This is a genomic window from Shinella sumterensis (genome assembly GCF_004514425.2).
Taxonomy (GTDB): Bacteria; Pseudomonadota; Alphaproteobacteria; order Rhizobiales; family Rhizobiaceae; genus Shinella; species Shinella sumterensis.
In genome coordinates this window covers 41,413-57,548 of record NZ_MYFN02000019.1, presented here as the reverse complement: position 1 = coordinate 57,548, position 16,136 = coordinate 41,413, and the positions used below count along the sequence as shown (strand labels likewise).

The 16,136-nt window shown below is 61.8% G+C and carries 14 protein-coding genes and 2 pseudogenes; 12 read left to right on the top strand and 4 right to left on the bottom strand.

Features of this window, described 5'->3' with window-relative positions; genetic code table 11:
- Positions 1-67 precede the first annotated feature (67 nt).
- The 4 genes and pseudogenes from B5M41_RS24160 to B5M41_RS24145 all read left to right on the top strand — a co-directional run.
- The gene (locus B5M41_RS24160; RefSeq protein ID WP_134651486.1) at positions 68-1,150 is read left to right on the top strand and encodes an ABC transporter permease; all 1,083 of its coding nucleotides are present in this window, start codon (positions 68-70) and stop codon (positions 1,148-1,150) included.
- A complete protein-coding gene (locus tag B5M41_RS24155; protein ID WP_134651484.1) occupies positions 1,147-1,926 on the top strand; it encodes an ATP-binding cassette domain-containing protein in 780 nt (259 codons plus the stop codon). The genes B5M41_RS24160 and B5M41_RS24155 overlap by 4 nt, the downstream gene beginning before the upstream one ends.
- Positions 1,927-1,983: 57 nt before the next feature.
- Positions 1,984-2,820 carry a sugar phosphate isomerase/epimerase family protein gene (locus B5M41_RS24150; RefSeq protein WP_134651482.1) on the top strand — a complete coding sequence of 279 codons (837 nt, stop codon included), beginning with the start codon at positions 1,984-1,986 and terminating at the stop codon, positions 2,818-2,820.
- Positions 2,821-2,967: 147 nt separating this feature from the next.
- Positions 2,968-3,643, top strand: a pseudogene (locus B5M41_RS24145) (fumarylacetoacetate hydrolase family protein); the annotation flags it as partial.
- 296 nt (positions 3,644-3,939) lie between these two features.
- Here B5M41_RS24145 and B5M41_RS24140 read toward each other — a convergent pair.
- Positions 3,940-6,015, bottom strand: a complete 2,076-nt coding sequence (locus B5M41_RS24140; RefSeq protein ID WP_134651480.1) for a TonB-dependent receptor — start codon at positions 6,013-6,015, stop codon at positions 3,940-3,942.
- Between the two features lie 179 nt (positions 6,016-6,194).
- On the opposite strand from B5M41_RS24140, the gene B5M41_RS24135 reads away from it, so the two are divergent.
- Positions 6,195-6,980, top strand: coding sequence for an IclR family transcriptional regulator (locus B5M41_RS24135; RefSeq protein ID WP_134651477.1), 786 nt, complete (start codon positions 6,195-6,197; stop codon positions 6,978-6,980).
- Between the two features lie 12 nt (positions 6,981-6,992).
- Here the strand turns inward: B5M41_RS24135 and B5M41_RS24130 are convergent, their stop codons facing one another.
- On the bottom strand, positions 6,993-8,276 hold the full coding sequence (locus tag B5M41_RS24130; RefSeq protein ID WP_134651475.1) for an NtaA/DmoA family FMN-dependent monooxygenase: 1,284 nt from the start codon (positions 8,274-8,276) through the stop codon (positions 6,993-6,995).
- Positions 8,273-9,085 (bottom strand): ABC transporter ATP-binding protein, encoded by an 813-nt coding sequence (locus B5M41_RS24125; RefSeq protein WP_134651473.1) that lies wholly within the window; start codon positions 9,083-9,085, stop codon positions 8,273-8,275. Before B5M41_RS24125 ends, B5M41_RS24130 begins: the two co-directional genes overlap by 4 nt.
- Before the next feature lie 158 nt (positions 9,086-9,243).
- Here B5M41_RS24125 and B5M41_RS24120 point away from each other — a divergent pair, with 158 nt between their 5' ends.
- The 5 genes and pseudogenes from B5M41_RS24120 to B5M41_RS24100 form a co-directional block, all read left to right on the top strand.
- Entirely contained in the window at positions 9,244-10,104 is an 861-nt protein-coding gene (locus B5M41_RS24120; protein ID WP_209020894.1) for a siderophore-interacting protein, read from the top strand.
- A gap of 10 nt (positions 10,105-10,114) precedes the next feature.
- Complete coding sequence (gene fepB, locus B5M41_RS24115; protein ID WP_134651471.1) at positions 10,115-11,080, top strand: Fe2+-enterobactin ABC transporter substrate-binding protein; 966 nt, start codon at positions 10,115-10,117, stop codon at positions 11,078-11,080.
- Positions 11,081-11,139: 59 nt separating this feature from the next.
- Positions 11,140-12,117, top strand: a complete 978-nt coding sequence (locus tag B5M41_RS24110) for a FecCD family ABC transporter permease (protein WP_230640327.1) — start codon at positions 11,140-11,142, stop codon at positions 12,115-12,117.
- Positions 12,114-13,151, top strand: coding sequence for a FecCD family ABC transporter permease (locus B5M41_RS24105; protein WP_134651467.1), 1,038 nt, complete (start codon positions 12,114-12,116; stop codon positions 13,149-13,151). Before B5M41_RS24110 ends, B5M41_RS24105 begins: the two co-directional genes overlap by 4 nt.
- A 33-nt stretch (positions 13,152-13,184) precedes the next feature.
- Positions 13,185-13,517 (top strand): annotated as a pseudogene (locus tag B5M41_RS24100) (Tn3 family transposase); the annotation flags it as partial.
- A gap of 58 nt (positions 13,518-13,575) precedes the next feature.
- Here the strand turns inward: B5M41_RS24100 and B5M41_RS24095 are convergent.
- Entirely contained in the window at positions 13,576-14,475 is a 900-nt protein-coding gene (locus B5M41_RS24095; RefSeq protein ID WP_134651465.1) for an AraC family transcriptional regulator, read from the bottom strand.
- A gap of 170 nt (positions 14,476-14,645) precedes the next feature.
- On the opposite strand from B5M41_RS24095, the gene B5M41_RS24090 reads away from it, so the two are divergent.
- Positions 14,646-15,404 (top strand): SDR family NAD(P)-dependent oxidoreductase, encoded by a 759-nt coding sequence (locus B5M41_RS24090; protein ID WP_134651463.1) that lies wholly within the window; start codon positions 14,646-14,648, stop codon positions 15,402-15,404.
- A 31-nt stretch (positions 15,405-15,435) separates the two neighbouring features.
- Positions 15,436-16,110: a glutathione S-transferase family protein gene (locus B5M41_RS24085; protein ID WP_134651461.1), complete on the top strand. Its 675-nt coding sequence runs from the start codon at positions 15,436-15,438 to the stop codon at positions 16,108-16,110.
- Positions 16,111-16,136 lie beyond the last annotated feature (26 nt).

Genomic DNA, 16,136 nt, shown 5'->3' with positions numbered 1-16,136 from the left:
CGGGGCAAGCTGCGGGGTGGGCGGTCACCCGCCCGCCCCATTCCCGGCTCACATAGGGATATAATCCATGACGAACAATCTCAACGCGCTGGCCGACAAGACGGAAAGCGTCGATGCAGCGGCAGAGCCCGCGCGCGGCTTTGCGCAATTTGATACCGACGCGATCGGCCCGGTGCAGAAGCTTCAGCGTTTCCTGCACAGCTACCCCACTTTCGTGCCGCTCATCGTGCTGGCGGTATCGCTGATCGGTTTCGGTCTCTTCGCCGGCAGCAAATTCTTCACGCCCTACAACATGTCGCTGATCGTCCAGCAGGTCTCGATCATCGGCATTCTCGCCGTCGCCCAGAGCCTGGTCATCCTCACGGCCGGTATCGATCTCTCGGTGGCCGCCATAATGGTGCTGAGTTCGGTCGTGGCAGGCAATCTGGCGGTCAAGCTCGGCTGGCCGCCCATTCCGTCGCTCCTTACCTCGTTTCTCGTCGGCACCGGCATCGGCCTGATGAACGGTTTCCTCGTCACCCGCGTGAAGTTGCCGCCGTTCATCGCCACGCTCGGCACTTGGAACGTCTTCTATGCGCTTAATCTCTATCTCTCGGGCGCGCAGTCGATCCGGGGCAGCGAAATCGACCAGACCGCGCCCATCCTGAAGATCTTCGGCGAGAGTCTGTCGGTCTTTGGAACGAAGATCAGCTACGGCTCGCTCCTGTTCGTCGCCGTCTTCCTCGTGCTCTGGTATGCGCTGACCCGCACCGCCTGGGGCCGGCACATCTATGCCGTCGGCGACGACAAGGAGGCGGCGGAACTCGCCGGCATCCGCACCGACCGCGTGCTCATCTCGGTCTATGCGGTGGCCGGTTTCATCTGCGCGCTCGCCGGCTGGTCGGCCATCGGTCGCGTCGGCGCGGTGTCGCCCACCAGCTTCTTCGAAGGTAATCTCCAGTCGATCACCGCCGTCGTGATCGGGGGCATCTCGCTGTTTGGCGGGCGCGGCTCCATTCTCGGGCCGCTGGTCGGCGCGCTCATCGTCGGCGTCTTCCAGTCGGGCCTGCGCATCGCCGGCGTCGACGTTCTCTGGCAGCTCTTCGCCATCGGCTGGCTGATCATCCTCGCCGTCGCCGTCGACCAGTGGATTAGAAAGGTTTCCGCATGAACACCGAAGTCACCCCCGTTCTCAGTGCCCGCGGCCTGATGAAACGCTATGGCCGCGTGGTTGCGATCGACAATGGCGAATTCGACCTGATGCCGGGCGAAATCCTCGCCGTTATCGGCGACAACGGCGCGGGCAAATCGAGCCTAATCAAGGCGCTGTCGGGCGCCATCCGCCCCGATAGCGGCGAAATCCGCCTGGATGGCGTGCCGATCTCGTTCTCATCGCCCATCGAGGCGCGCAAGGCCGGCATCGAGACCGTCTACCAGACGCTGGCGCTTTCACCCGCCCTGTCGATCAGCGACAATATGTTTCTCGGCCGGGAAATCTACAGTCCGAACCTCTTCGGCAAGCTGTTCCATCAGCTCGACCGGCAGGCGATGAACGACATCGCCCGCGCGAAGCTCGCTGAACTCGGCCTCCTGACGATCCAGAATATCCAGCAGCCGGTGGAGACGCTGTCGGGCGGCCAGCGGCAGGGTGTCGCCGTCGCGCGCGCCGCCGCCTTCGGCAGCAAGGTCATTATCATGGACGAGCCGACGGCGGCACTCGGCGTGAAGGAATCGCGCAAGGTGCTCGATCTCATCCTCAAGGTGCGGGCCCGAGGCGTGCCGATCGTCCTCATCAGCCACAATATGCCGCATGTCTTCGAGGTCGCTGATCGCATCCATATCCATCGTCTCGGCCGACGCGCGGCGGTCATCTCGCCGAAGGACTATTCCATGTCCGATGCGGTGGCGATCATGACCGGGGCCATGGCGGCGCCGATCGCGGCCTGATCTCTCGAATCCTCCGTCGCGTGCGGCGCGGCAAGAAAGCCGAAGGACATCGATGCCATGAAATTCGCCTTCAACACCTTTCCCTACAGCAGCTTCCCGACCTTCCTGCCCACCTACACGCTGGACGAGACGATCCGCTCCATCGCCGAGGCCGGCTATGATGCCGTCGAAATCGGTTGCTGCGCCCCCCATGCCTGGCCGCAGCACCTGGCAAAGGACCGCCGGCAGGAAATCCGCGCGCTCGCCGGTGGTGAGGGGCTGGAAATCTCAGCGCTCCTTCCTGCCATCGGCGGCGGCTTCGGCTGCAATCCCTGCTCGTCGTCGCGGGCGGAGCGTCAGGCGACGGTATCGCATTACATCGACATCATCGATCTCGCTTCCGATCTCGGCGCCGGCATGGTTCTCTACATCGGCGGCTGGCGAGCGCAGGGCATGTCGTTGGAAGCCGGCTGGGACTACAGCACCGAATGCCTGCGCCAGATCGCCGTCCACGCGCAGGACAGGGGCATTATCATTGCCATCGAGCCGACCACGTCCGATACAAACCTCATTGACACGCCGGCCGATGCGCGCCGGATGATGGAGGCAGTCGGCACATCGAACGTGAAGCTGATGTTCGACACGTTCCACATGGATTTCGAAGGCGGAAGCTTCGCGGACTACGTTGCCGAGATGGGCGCTGACCTCGTCAACATCCACATGGCCGACACGCAGCGAAAGGCTATCGGCGAGGGCACGACGGACTGGCTGCCTCGCATGGAGGCACTCGTGACGGCAAACTACACCGGCAATGTTACAGTCGAAACCGGTTTCGGTCGCCGCGGTGCCGACCCCGGCGAGGTCGCTCGGGTGAGCTTGAGGCACTTGCAGAACGCCCTTGAAGCCATAACATAAGTGGAGTGCCCGCTCGCCGGACGGGTCAGCTACTGAGATAATGCTTTGATGAACTCGCCTGCGAGATACTGGCTGTTGTCTCAAATCCCGGACATCGCAAGCAAGTTAAAGGGATGGTTTCAAGTTCGAATCCCTTCAAGTTCTTAATGTGGCCAGTGGTTGATAGAATCTCCCTGCGAACGATCGGAACGCACTTCTGCTATCGTGCATGGGACAACGCTCGTGCCGGTTAAGGGAAGAATGCATTACGGCCCACGCGCCAGCCTTCGCGACCTCAAGGCCGGTTCGCAAAATGCCCAGCGGGTGAAATCCCTGCTTATCGAGGAAGGTCTGTGTCCGCAATATCTGGAGGTCGGGATCGGACCGGATGCCGAAGTGTTCACCAAGGCGCAGATCATGTCTTCCGTGGGCACAGGGGCCGCCGTGGGGCTGCACCCGGTTTCGAAATGGAACAACCCCGAACCGGAGATCGTGCTGGCGGTCGACAGCGAAGGCCGGGTCAAGGGCGCTCGGGCCCTGTTGCTCGGCAAGGCCAAGGACAACAACGCGTCCCGCGCCATCGGTCCCTTTGTCCGTCTGTTCGATGAGAACTATACGATCGACGACGTGCAATGCCGAGTTGGACCTGCGCGTCGAGGGCAAGGACGGCTTCGTGCTGCACGGCAAGAGTTCGATGAAGGAGATCAGTCGCGACCCTCTCGATCTCGTCGCACAGACGCGCGCCGCGCTCGTAAACATGGTCAAACTATCGACGGAATGCTCACCCTTGACGTTTGGCGCTTCGCAGTTGATGCGAAATCTGGCGGCAGGAAAGCTGATATAGGAAACGTCCTTCCGACGCATCAATAGAAGGGCGAAGAAGGCCTTGATCTTCTGCACGCAGGCCCATCCCCTTAGTCCGTATCAGGATGGTCCATCACGCCCGAATAACCTCAGCGACAGCTGCGTTGGGCTTCTTACGACTCGCAGGAAGGGACAAATACTAGTGGCAAGCTGGAGGAGCGACGGCGAACCTAGTTCGCCGTCGCCATTCGCTCAACATCACAAGCGCATTCTGAGCCGGGTCGACATCCGTCGACCGTTACACGGTGTTACGTCGGAAATTGTTCCGGCTATTGATCAGAACGTGCCCTTGACGCCGATGCCGAACATGCGTGGGGCAGTCATGCTGGCTTCGATGCCACCGATGCCGCGGTTCTGCTGCATATAGGTCGGTGCGCGCTCGTCGAAGACGTTCTTCACGTAGCCGTAGGCCTCCATGTTGTCATGCAGTTTGTAGCTCGCTCTGATATCGGCGATCGTGTAGGGCTCAATGGCGTAGGCTGCGGTATTGGCCGTGTCGGAATAATAGCCATCGAGATGGCGCACCTGGCCCGACAGGTTGAACTTTTCTGTCACGTCCCAGCTCACGCCCAAGGTGACCATATAGCCCGGCGACTTTGCGAACTCGTTGCCCTCATAGGCGACGTTACTGGCGATCCGGTCGATTTTCGTGCGCAGGATGCCGGCGCTTCCCTTGAGGGTCAGGTTATCGAGCAGTTGATAGTCCGCACCGATCTCCAGGCCGTAAGCGTGCGCCTCCTCGGCGTTGATCGTGTAGGATTGCGTAACACCCGGCGAGATGACGACGGGGATGGTGTACTGTGCGTTCTTGAAGTCCATGTAGAACAGGTTGCCGTTCACCGTCAGACGATCATCGAGAAGGGTTGCGCGGGTAAAGAGCTCATAGTTCCAGATGGACTCTTCCTCGAAGGGCTGCCAGCGCCCGGCATTCAGATTGAGGGAGACGCCGCCGGGATTGTAGCCGCGGCTGACGAGCGCGCCGACGGTCCAGTCGTCGGTGACCGCATAGGCAAGCGATGCTTTTGGCAGGAGCGCCGAGAAAGTCGTGTCGAAATCGACCGGCGTCGGCGCGAAGACCGAGGAGCCGGCGCGTTCGATGCGATCGTTCTGATAACGCAGTCCCGTCGTGAGCGTCCATCGTTCGGCAAATCGGTAGCTCATCTCACCGAAGAGACCGAGATTGCGCTTGGTGTCATCGAACGACGACAGTCCAGAGAGGTAGAGCGCCTCGTCGGTGTGCGTGCGCGCGTAATAGAGGCCGGCAACACCACTCACCGTATCGGTCTCGTCTCCGAACATGACGCGTGTCTCGTTCGACACGTTGGCTTGATCGATATCGGCGTTTCCGCCGTTGACGATGCCTGTGGCTCGCTGAACGTTTGAAGACGAGTATTGCGTCTGGTTGAATAGCTTGATGCCACTCTCGAAGTCATACCCGATGTCGAGGATCCCAGTATTGGTGTGCTGCTTCCAGCTTGGCATCGTGTTGGTGACATGCTCGAGCGCATCGAACGGGCGTGACGCCGCCTCCTGCGACGGCCTGTTGCTGCTGGTATGCGAATAGGTTAGCTTTGCCGTCAGGCCAGGAATGTCGGTTGGCTCCCACAGCAGCTTTAGACGTGCGTTCAGGGCGCTGAAATCCTGATCCGTCCCTTCGTGCCTGAAACCGGCATTGACATAATCGATGAAGGTGTCGCGTCCGGAATAATCGATGGCCAAACGAGCGGCCAGTTGGTCTTCGACGATGGGGCCGGATAGGGCGATGGACGCTCGCTTGCTGTTGTAGTTGCCGATTTCGGCCTGATAGGCCGCCTCGGGCGTGAATGTCGGATCCTTCGTGTTGACGATGATGGCGCCGGCAATGGCGTTGGCGCCCTGCGACGTGGTCTGCGGACCGCGGAACACCTCGATGCTGTCGAGATCCCACACCGATGTCGCACCGAAGTAGAACTCGTTGTAGTTCAGGTAGTGGCCGTCGAGATTGATGGTGGCGCGCGGCACCGTGCCGCCCCAGAAAGAGCCCTGTCCGGTCAGCGGACCCTGGCTGTCCTGCCCGCGGATGACCGGCGCGCTGACGGTATCGGAATAAACGACGTTCGGCACATCGGCGATCACTTCCGAGACGGTCGCGTTGCCCGTCTTCTCCCGGTCGATCTCTCGGCTCGTCTTGATCGATACCGAAGAGGCTGTGCTCTTCATGTCCCGAGAGACCTTCTCGCCCGTCACAGTGATGGCCTCCAGAACCGTCGCGCCGTTCGTCGCTTTGTCCTGCGCGGGCGCCATTGCCGGGAGCAACGACAATGCCGCGACGCTGACGCCGGCTGCGAGCTTGCGAGAAAGATGAGTGCTCATATCAACCCCTAAACATGAGTATTAAACTCATGTTGGCGTAGCGAGGCCGAAAGCATTCCGCAATAGGGAATGCTTTCCACATAATGAGCAGATTGTCGTGAGATGCAGCCCGTGTCATATCTGCAACAGTGTGCTATTGGCGTCGCATCAGCGCCGGAGAAATCGATGGGAGGATGTAGTTGACCGAGTTCGAAGAGAATTCAGACGAACTGTCGGATGTCGCAGGGGAAAAGCGTGCCGGTGTCATTCAGTCCGTCTCCATCGCGTCGCGTTTCCTGAACATCCTCGCGATATCGGATGGCGAACTCCCACTGGTCGAATTGGCCCGTCGTGCAGGGACCGGGCGGTCGACCGCCCATCGCTATATGCAAAGTCTGGTACGCGAGGGGCTCGTCGCACAGGATCAGGTGACGGGCTGTTACGATCTCGGTCCCGCCGCGCTTAGTATCGGCATCAGTGCGCTCAAACGGATTGATCCGGTCGCCGTCGCAGCGCGGCACATGAAGGTGATGGCGTCGCGCTTTGCCGCCAGCTGCGGCGTTGCGATCTGGACGGATCGCGGCCCGACAATCGTGCAATGGTATCGCAGTGCCCGCTTTGCCATCAGCACTGTGACACTGGGCGATGTCCTGCCGCTGGATAACACGGCGTGCGGGCTTGTGTTCCAGGCCTATCTGCCGGCGGAGCGGATCGAGGCGGTGCGCCGGTTGCAGCCGGATGCCTTTCGCGGTCGCCCGCCCGCACCTGGCATGCTGGAGGACATTCGCCGCGCCGGTGGCGCCGAACTGAACGAGCGGCTTTTCTCCGCGCTCACTGGCAAAGCCGCGCCTGTTTTCGATGTCTACGGCGAAATCTGTTGTGTGGTCACCACCGTATCCTTCGTCGAGACGGCAGAGAGCGAGGGACACGCCGCAGCATTGATCGACGCGGGAAAACAGGCGACGCGAGATTCGGGCGGGGCCTGACCCCGCATCGGTTTATGCCTGTGACCCAAGACGCAGATGTGCCCGCAACGTCTCTCCGTCGTAGTCTTGGCGAAAGAGACCTTGCCGCACGAGCAGCGGCACGAGTTCTTCCAGGAACAGGCGCAGCGATTCGAGTGAACCGCCCGGCAGCGCGATGAACCCGTCGATCGCGCCGGCTTCGAACCATTTCACGATGTCGGCCGCGACATCCTCTACCGTGCCCACGGACACCCAATGGGCGGAGCCGACGACTTCCGGCCGCGCCAGAAGGTCCTCAAGCAGAGGCTCGTTGTTTTGGATGTGTCGGCGCAGCAGATCGGCGTGGGTGCGGCTACGCACCGTTCGGTCGTCGAACTGTAGCAGATCGGCAGTCACCCGGGCATTCGGCTTCAAGTGAGAAAGATCCAGGCCGAGAATGGTCTTCACGGCGTCGAGGCGCTGCTCTTTCGTCAAATGCGCATGGGCGCGCCGGTGCATCGCCACGGCTTCCTCCCGCGTCTTTGCCAGGAAAAAGTAGAGGCCGGGAAGGACCCTTGGCGCATCAGTCCGTCCATGTTTCTGGGCGCGGATGCGTAGATCGTTCCGCAGGTCGAGCGCGGCGCCCATGTCGGGGGTGGAGGCGAAGGTCGCGTCCGCCACTGAGGCTGCGAAGTCCCGCCCGATCTCCGACGCACCGGCTTGGAACAAAGGCGGTGGGCCGCTGGCATGACCCGGTACGTTGAGCGGTCCCTTGACGCTGAAGAATTCACCGCGGTGGTTGAGCGCCGCCGGTTGCGCCTTATTGTCCAGTGCCGCATGTGGATAGCTCTGCCACAAGCTGCGCACGAGATCGGTGAATTCCGCGGCCTTGCGATAGCGCTCCGGCGCCGGCGGCATCGGCGCATCGCCGAAGTTCTCCGCTCCCTCGATCGAGGTGACGATGTTCCAGGCCGCACGCCCGTTGCTGACCCAGTGCAACGTCTGAATCTGCCGGGCGACGACATAGGGCGGATTGAAGGTCGTCGAGGCGGTTGTGACAAGCCCTATGCGATGCGTGGCCGTGGCGATGGCGGCCAGCAGGACCGTCAGATCCAAACCGACAAACGACGGTGCGGTGCCAGATTTGCCCCGTCGCATGGCCAGGACATCTGGCTTGAAGACGAAGTCGAGCTTAGCTCGTTCTGCCGCTTGCGCCAGCCGGATGTAGAAGCCGGTCGGGTCTCGCTGCTGCTCGGAGCGCTCGGCATCATTGGGCTCACGCCCCTGCAGCCACGTTTCCGTAAGGCAAAGCCCGATATGAAGCTGCCTGCCCTTCATTGTGCCGAGTTCCGCCGATGTGTCGCACGATGGCGTCCAAGCGGGACGATGAGCGGCGTATGCGACACGGGATCATCGATCACGGTGCATTGAAGTCCGAAAACGGCCTCGACCAGATTCTCCGTCACCACCTCGGAAGGACGGCCCTCGGCGAAAATCATGCCATCGCGCATGGCGACAAGATGGGTGGCGTATCGGCAGGCGTGGTTGAGGTCATGCAGTACGGCGACGACTGTCCGCCCAGCGGCATTGAGATCTGTGAGCAAATCCAGCAACTCGATCTGATGGGCGATATCGAGAAAAGTCGTCGGCTCGTCGAGAAGCAGGATCGGTGTCTCCTGCGCCAGGACCATGGCGATCCAGACGCGTTGTCGCTGACCGCCGGAGAGTTCGTCGACCGATCGGTCAGAAAGCTCGGTGATGCGGGTGGCTTGAATGGCCGCGGCCACCGCCGCCTCGTCCGCCTTCGACCATTGCCGGAAGAACGATTGATGCGGGTAGCGCCCCCGCGCCACCAGGTCGGCGACTGTGATGCCTGAAGGTGCAATTGCGCTCTGCGGCAGCAGACCAAGCCGGCGTGCGATCTCGCGTGTTGGAAAATCGGCGATGTCTCTTCCGTCCAATATCACGTCGCCGGTCGATGGCTTCAGGAGGCGGGCCATTGCTCTCAAAAGGGTGGATTTACCGCACGCGTTGGGTCCAACGATCACAGTGAAGGCGCCATCGGGTAAGGCGATTGTCAGACCGCGCGATATCGTTCGCTCGTCATAACGTAGCGTCACGGCACGGGCATGGAGGCGATGGGTCATGGCATTCTTCTGTCACCTGATAATGTGAATTCGTATTGCATTGCGGAATGCATTCTGCAATATGGGCAAAACAATATAGACTCAATTTGTCATGTTTATCGTCTTGGGTCCACTTCCTACACCAATTCGACCGACATGAACGTTAGGAGTATGGTGACATGCAGCACCGTGAGAGCGTCGAGGACCGAAACAATCTGCTCGCACAGGACGACCATATGGCCGGCATGGAACGGCTGGCGATGGAAATCGTTGCACTCGAGCGTCCGGTTCCCTCGGTCATGAGGGTTACGGGACGCATTTCTCCGAGCGATCCGGCTCTATGGCGTCGGCCCAATCTCGCTGTGCGCCTTGAAGTCGAAAGTCCGGAGGGCCAGCGGCCGGTTTCCCGCGTCTACACCATCCGTTCCTTTGATGCGGCGCTGAGCCTTGTCGAAATCGATTTCGTCATCCATGCTGACGACAGCCCCGCCATGCGCTGGCTGAATGGCGCGGCCATCGGCAGCATCATCCATCTTGTCGGACCGCGCGCCCATTATCTCCCCGATCACGATGTTGCAGGCGGTGTCGCGCTTTTTGCCGACGAAACAGCCATCCCGGCAATCCACGCCATCCTCAGCGCATGGCGGGGCGGAAGCCGCGGCGAGCTCTACGTGGAAACCGCGGACCCGGCCGCCTTCGAGGAATTGCCAAAAGTGGATGGTGTGGTGCGTCACCTGCTGCTTCGGGAGCCCCATGAGCCAGCCGGTACGACCGGGCGGTTGGTCGCGGCCGCGCGCGCGTTGCCCAATCCCGAGGGGCGCATGATTTGGGCGGCAGGAGAGCGTCAGGATGTCCGGGCCATCCGTGCCTATTTCACCGAGGAATGCGGCCTGCCTAAAGAGCGTGTTCGCGTCTTCGGATACTGGCGCAAGGGTGTCAGCAGCTCGGAAATCGACCGGACGCGTCTCAAGCAGTATGAGACGGTGCGCGCGGCAGGCGGAGGCTTGCGGCAGATGAACGATCTCGACGTTCTCGCTTGACGATCAGACCATGATCCAGCGCCGTACTCTTCTGACATCCGCTTTCGGACTTGCCATCAGTACCCTCCTGCCGCCGCTGACCGCCCATGCGCAGGAGGGATGGCCGCGCACCATACGCCATGACGCCGGTGAGTTGACGCTCCCCGCGCAGCCCCGGCGGATCGTCTCGACGGCGCCGAGCCTTACTGGCATCCTGCTTGCCATTGGCGCGCCCGTTATTGCCAGCGCTGCCACGACCCCGAGCATCCTCACGGATGAGAAGGGTTTCTTCTCGCAATGGGCCAAGGTCGCTGACGAGCGCTGGGTGGAGGTGCTTTACAGCAAGCTCGAATTCGATATCGAGGCTGTTATCGCGGCCGAGCCGGATCTGCTGATCATCTCGGCAACCGGGGCCGACAGCGTCGTCCAGCACCATGCCGAACTGGTGGCGCAGGGCATACCGGCCATCGTCATCAACTACTCCAACCAGAGCTGGCAGGATATTGCCGTCCAGCTCGGCAGGGCCACCGGCCTTGAATCCGAAGCGGCGGATGCGATCGCCCGTTTCGATAGCTATGCGGCCGATGTCGCTTCATCCTTGCCGCCCGTCGAGGGGCCGGTCAGCATCGTCGGCTATAATATTGGCGGCAGCTATTCCATCAGCAAGCCGAAGAGCCCGCAGGCCCGGCTCCTCGCTGCGCTTGGCATGACCGTGACCGGCTTGCCCGAAAGCCTGCGTAGGCAGGTGACGCGGGCTTCCGATTTCGAGTTCATTTCGCAGGAGAACCTGCCTGCGGCGATCACGGGCGATAGCGTCTTCCTGCTGCGGGCGACGAATGAGGATGTGGAGGCATTCCTGGCCGACCCTGTGCTGGCCAATCTGCCCGCCGTGAAAGCCAAGCATGTCTACCCGTTGGGCGCGACATCCTTCCGCATCGACTATTATTCGGGCCGCCAAATGATAGATGCTGCCGCCCGGGCGCTGAAGGGCAAATGACCTGGGCTTTCGTGAGGGTAGCACGCGATACGGGCAGACGCGAGCGGAGGATTTGGGGTGTGCTTTCAGGCCTGGTCGCGCTCATCGTTCTATGCCTTCTCAGCCTTGCCTTCGGGTCGCGGCCCATTCCTCTTGATGTGGTTCTCGATGCGATCAATGCTTACGACCCGAGCGACGATCGGCATCTGATCGTCTGGTCCCTGCGCGTTCCCAGGACTGCGGTTGCGCTGCTTGCGGGGCTCGCGCTCGGCGTATCCGGTGCCGTGATGCAGGCCATTACACGCAATCCGTTGGCTGAACCGGGGCTGCTCGGCGTCAACGCGGGCGCAGCCGTCTCCGTCGTGCTCGGTGCATCCTTTTTCGGGGTCGCGACAATGGCCGGTCGCGTATGGTTCGGTATTGCCGGCGCAGGTCTTGCGGGCGGGGCTGTCTTCTTTCTGGGGCGTGCGCATGAAACCGGAACAAACCCGGTGCGGCTGGTGCTGGCCGGGGCAGGGCTGTCGGTCATGCTCGGCGCGGTCACGGGTATCGTCCTGATCAACGCACCGACCTCTGTGCTTGATGACTTTCGTACCTGGGCGGCAGGATCGGTGGCCGGACGCGGCTTCGATGTCGCCGGCGTCCTGGCCGTCGTGACGATCCTTGGGCTCGTTGTGGCCTTTTCCATTGCCGCGAACCTCAATGCGATTGCGCTGGGAGACGAACTCGGCAGGGCGCTCGGTCTGCATACGGGCCGCACACTCTTCCTTGCATGCCTGGCCGTCATGCTGCTGACCGGCGGCGCGACGGCCGCGGCCGGGCCGATAGGCTTCGTGGGCCTGGTGGCGCCGCATCTCGCACGCACTGTCACGGGGCCGGATTATCGCTGGATCCTTCCCTATTCCGCGCTGCTAGCGTCTATCCTCTTGCTCGGTGCAGATTGCCTCGGTCGCATAATTGCCGCACCGGAGGAGATCGCCGCGGGTATCGTCACCGCACTGGTCGGTGGACCCTTCTTCATCCTCATCGTCCGCAGGTACCGGTTGAGGCCGTTATGAAAACGGCGCCTGCATCCGTGTGCCGTCTGGGGCAACTGTCGGTGCGGTGGCGGCCGCGTGTCGCCGTGTTTTGCGGCCTGCTGATCCTGGCGCTTGTAGTCCTTGCCGTCCTGCTGCTGTCCAGCGGCTCCCTGTCGCTCGGCCTGAAAGATGTTTTCGCGACGCTCGTCGGACAGGGCGATGATGCGAAAGCCGAGCGCATCATGCTGCGCATCCGGCTTCCGCGTGTCTTGACGGCCATTATCGTCGGCGGAGCCCTCGGCATGTCGGGGTCGATTTTCCAGTCCATCTCGCGCAACGCGCTTGGCTCGCCCGATATCATCGGCTTCACGACGGGTGCAGCCACGGGTGCGATCGTTCAGATCATGCTGCTCGATGCCGGCCCGATCGAGACCTCTGCCGCGGCTGTGTTGTCAGGCGCTCTGACCGCCGTTGCGGTATTCCTTCTAGCCCGCAAGGGGCGTTCCACCGGCGATTACCGGCTCGTGCTGATCGGCATCGGCGTCGGCGCCACTCTCTCCGGCATCAACACGATCCTGCTGGTGAGCGGCGACCTCGATCAGGCGGCCTCCGCTCAGCTCTGGCTTGCCGGCTCACTCAACACACGGACCTGGTCGCACGTGGTGCCTGCAGCGATCGGCTTTATCCTCGTCCTACCGGTGGTGATCGCCCATGCACGCGGCCTCAATCTGCTTGAGATGGGCGATGATACTGCGCGGCAACTCGGCATGGATGCCGAGCGCACGCGACTGCTTATGATCATGGCCGCCGTCGGATTGACATCTGTCGCCACCGCTGCCGCCGGTCCGATCGCTTTCATAGGGCTCGCGGCGCCGCAACTCGCCCGCCGGCTTAGCGGATCGCCGGATGTGCCCGTTATGTCCGGCGCATTAATGGGTATGGTGTTGCTCCTGGGAGCGGACCTGACCAGTCAGCATTTTCCGCTCAATATCCACATGCCCATCGGTCTGACCACAGGCCTCCTGGGCGGCGTCTACCTTCTATGGCTGCTGGTCCGGCCCAAGTCATTTTAGGGCGATGTCACGTTGTTTCATCAATGATGAAGCAACAAAAGCGAGCAGCGCCACGCCCTCACACAGGCTATCTGCACATTCCGACAGGGGCGGATCGTTGACCGTAGCCACGAGGCCCAGCAGTATCGAGCGTCCGGCCTCAATCTCGTTATCGCCGCGATTGTCTATTGGAATTCCACTTACATGGCCGATGCTATTGCGCATCTGCGCTCAGCCGGAAATGTCGTGACCGACGATCTTATAGCGCACACATCTCCGGTAGGCTGGGAGCACATCGCGTTCTCGGGCGACTTCCTGTGGGATCGGGCCGCGCAAGCAAAGGCTCGAAAATCCCTCATCCTGCCGAGAGGGACAAAGGCCGCATAGGATGTTCTCCCGCTGTTCGCCCTTGCCGTTGTTTAGCGTACTTCGAACGCTACGCTCTCTAATTGACCATTTGATTGTCGATCGACTGCCTGAGCTTGCGAACGTCGCGGACAGGCGGCGCCCCGAATTGCCGCAAATATTCGCGGCTGAACTGAGAGGCGCTTTCATAGCCGACCGCATAGGCAACGTCGGAGGCACTATGGTCTCCGGCGAGCAACAACTGGCGTGCCTCCTGAAGGCGTAGCTGCTTCTGATACTGGACCGGGCTCAATCCCGTCAGCGCGACGAAATGGCGGTGCAGGCTGGCGCGGCTCATGCCGGCGGCTTCGCACAGCGCCTCGATTCGCAGCCGCCTGTTGCCATGGTCGCGGATCCATTCGACTGCGCGACGGATGCCGCCGATCGCACCTTCCGGGCGGGCGATGTGGCGCAACAGACGCCCTTGCGGGCCCTGGAGGAGACGATAAAGCAATTCGCGTTCGGCCATCGGCGCGAGCGCCGGAATGTCCGCAGGCGAGTCGAGCAACGCCAGCAGCCGCAGCAGCGTGTCGCGCAGCGGCGGCGTCATCGGATTGAGCGCGATGCCGCTGCCTGGAATTTCCGCGTCGCGCACCGCAGGCATCGTCGATGCGACCTCGGCAAGAAGCGCCGGATCAAGGACCAGCGAAACCGACACGTAAGGACTGCCGTTATCAGCATCATGGATCTGGCCGCTCAAGGGCAAATCGAGTGCGCTGACCAAGTATTGAGACGCATCGTAGCGCAGCAGGTCATCGTGGATGACCACCTCTTTCGATCCCTGCAGAATGAAGCAGATCATCGAGCGGTAGAGACACGGCGAGGTTCCTGAGGTTGCCTGTCCTACGCCGATTTCCAGGCGGGGTATCGGCGTGAGGGCCATTCCGATCCGCCCGTGGCGGAGCGCAATATCGCGAAGAGGCTGTAGGTTGTCTGTCATGGCAACACTATGACACCATTTCTTCCCTCTGCAAAGAGCTTGAGACAATCAGGCAATCAATTGAGAGTATTAGGCGGGGTGTCGGACACGCCGAGCGCCTATTTGACTGGCAGCGAAGGCGGCCCCCAACGGTGTGCCGTCAGGAAAATCAAAATAACAGGAACGTAGCCATGTCTCAGAAGATCGCACTCATTACCGGCGCTAGCCGCGGCCTCGGTCGCAGCATGGCGCTGCACCTCGCCCGTCGCGGCGTCGGCATCGTGGGCACCTATCGCCAGGGCGCGGCGGAAGCCGATGCGCTGGTAAGCGAGATCGAGGCGCTGGGCGGAACCGCGGCGATGCTCGAGCTCGACGTCACCAAGGTAGCAAGCTTTCCGGCCTTCGCCGCATCCTTCGCTGAGACGCTCCGAAGCCGCTTCGACAGCGACCGGTTCGATTATCTGGTCAACAACGCCGGTGCGGTCGTCCACGTGCAGGTCGCTGACGCCAGCGAGGAACAGTTCGACATGATGATTAACATGCACCTGCGCGGACCGGTGTTCCTGACGCAGGCATTGCTACCGATCATCGCTGATGGCGGACGCATCCTTAATGTCTCTACGGGCTTCACGCGCACGTCGATGGCCACCTTCGGTCTTTATGCGGCAGCCAAAGCGGGGCTCGAGACGCTGACCCGGTTCATGGCGCTGGAACTCGGCGCGCGGCAGATCCGCGTTAACGCCATCGCGCCCGGCGCCATCGCCACCGATTTCGGCGGTGGTAGGGTCCGCGATGATGAACAAGCTCATGCCTTCGTCGCGAGCAAGATCGCACTGGGCCGCGTCGGTCAGCCCGACGACATCGGCGGCGCGGTCGCAGCGATCCTGTCCGACGACATGGGTTGGGCCAACGGTACGACCTTCGATGTCTCGGGTGGTCAGTCGCTCTGATGCTGCATCCGGCTCCATCGGGGAAACCGTCATGACCGACACCGATCTTACTCTCATCAGCCATCCGCTGTGCCCGTTCGTCCAGCGTGCCGCGATCGTACTTCTGGAAAAAGGCGTTCCGTTCAACCGGGTCAACGTCGATCTATCGGCCAAGCCCGACTGGTTCCTGGCCTTGTCGCCGACCGGCAAGGTGCCGGTGCTGAAGGTGCGCCAGCCGCACGGTGAGGAGGCAATCCTCTTCGAAAGCGTTGTTATCTGCGAATATCTGAACGAGACACAAGGCGGCGCTGCGATGTATCCCGACGATGCATTGCTGCGTGCCCGGCATCGCGCCTGGATCGAATTCGCCACCCAGACCTTTGCCGAGGGCTGGCAGTTCCTCCACGCCAAGGACATGGCGACCGCCGACGCCAAGCGCGCTGCCTTCCGTGATCGGCTAAGCAAGATCGAGGCCGAACTGGGCGACGGTCCGTATTTCGCCGGGGCGGAATTTGGTCTCGTCGATGCGGTCTACGCACCGCTGTTTCGCTATTTCGGGATCATCGATCCGGAAGTGGCGGACCCGATCTTTGCTGGCCTGCCACGTGTGACGGCGTGGCGCGGGGCACTTGCCGAGCGATCCAGCGTCAAGAACGCCGTGATCGACAGCTATCCCGACCTGTTTCGCGACCATCTGCGCCGGCAAGGCGCGATGATCGTCGCCTGACCCTGACCATCATCCAAGGATTTACA

Bases quoted from the DNA above. Each gene is read 5' to 3' on its own strand.
- B5M41_RS24160 (WP_134651486.1), top strand. From the start codon at position 68: ATGACGAACAATCTCAACGCGCTGGCCGACAAGACGGAAAGCGTCGAT.
- B5M41_RS24155 (WP_134651484.1), top strand. From the start codon at position 1,147: ATGAACACCGAAGTCACCCCCGTTCTCAGTGCCCGCGGCCTGATGAAA.
- B5M41_RS24150 (WP_134651482.1), top strand. From the start codon at position 1,984: ATGAAATTCGCCTTCAACACCTTTCCCTACAGCAGCTTCCCGACCTTC.
- B5M41_RS24140 (WP_134651480.1), bottom strand. From the start codon at position 6,015: ATGAGCACTCATCTTTCTCGCAAGCTCGCAGCCGGCGTCAGCGTCGCG.
- B5M41_RS24130 (WP_134651475.1), bottom strand. From the start codon at position 8,276: ATGAAGGGCAGGCAGCTTCATATCGGGCTTTGCCTTACGGAAACGTGG.
- B5M41_RS24125 (WP_134651473.1), bottom strand. From the start codon at position 9,085: ATGACCCATCGCCTCCATGCCCGTGCCGTGACGCTACGTTATGACGAG.
- B5M41_RS24120 (WP_209020894.1), top strand. From the start codon at position 9,244: ATGCAGCACCGTGAGAGCGTCGAGGACCGAAACAATCTGCTCGCACAG.
- fepB (WP_134651471.1), top strand. From the start codon at position 10,115: ATGATCCAGCGCCGTACTCTTCTGACATCCGCTTTCGGACTTGCCATC.
- B5M41_RS24105 (WP_134651467.1), top strand. From the start codon at position 12,114: ATGAAAACGGCGCCTGCATCCGTGTGCCGTCTGGGGCAACTGTCGGTG.
- B5M41_RS24095 (WP_134651465.1), bottom strand. From the start codon at position 14,475: ATGACAGACAACCTACAGCCTCTTCGCGATATTGCGCTCCGCCACGGG.
- B5M41_RS24090 (WP_134651463.1), top strand. From the start codon at position 14,646: ATGTCTCAGAAGATCGCACTCATTACCGGCGCTAGCCGCGGCCTCGGT.
- B5M41_RS24085 (WP_134651461.1), top strand. From the start codon at position 15,436: ATGACCGACACCGATCTTACTCTCATCAGCCATCCGCTGTGCCCGTTC.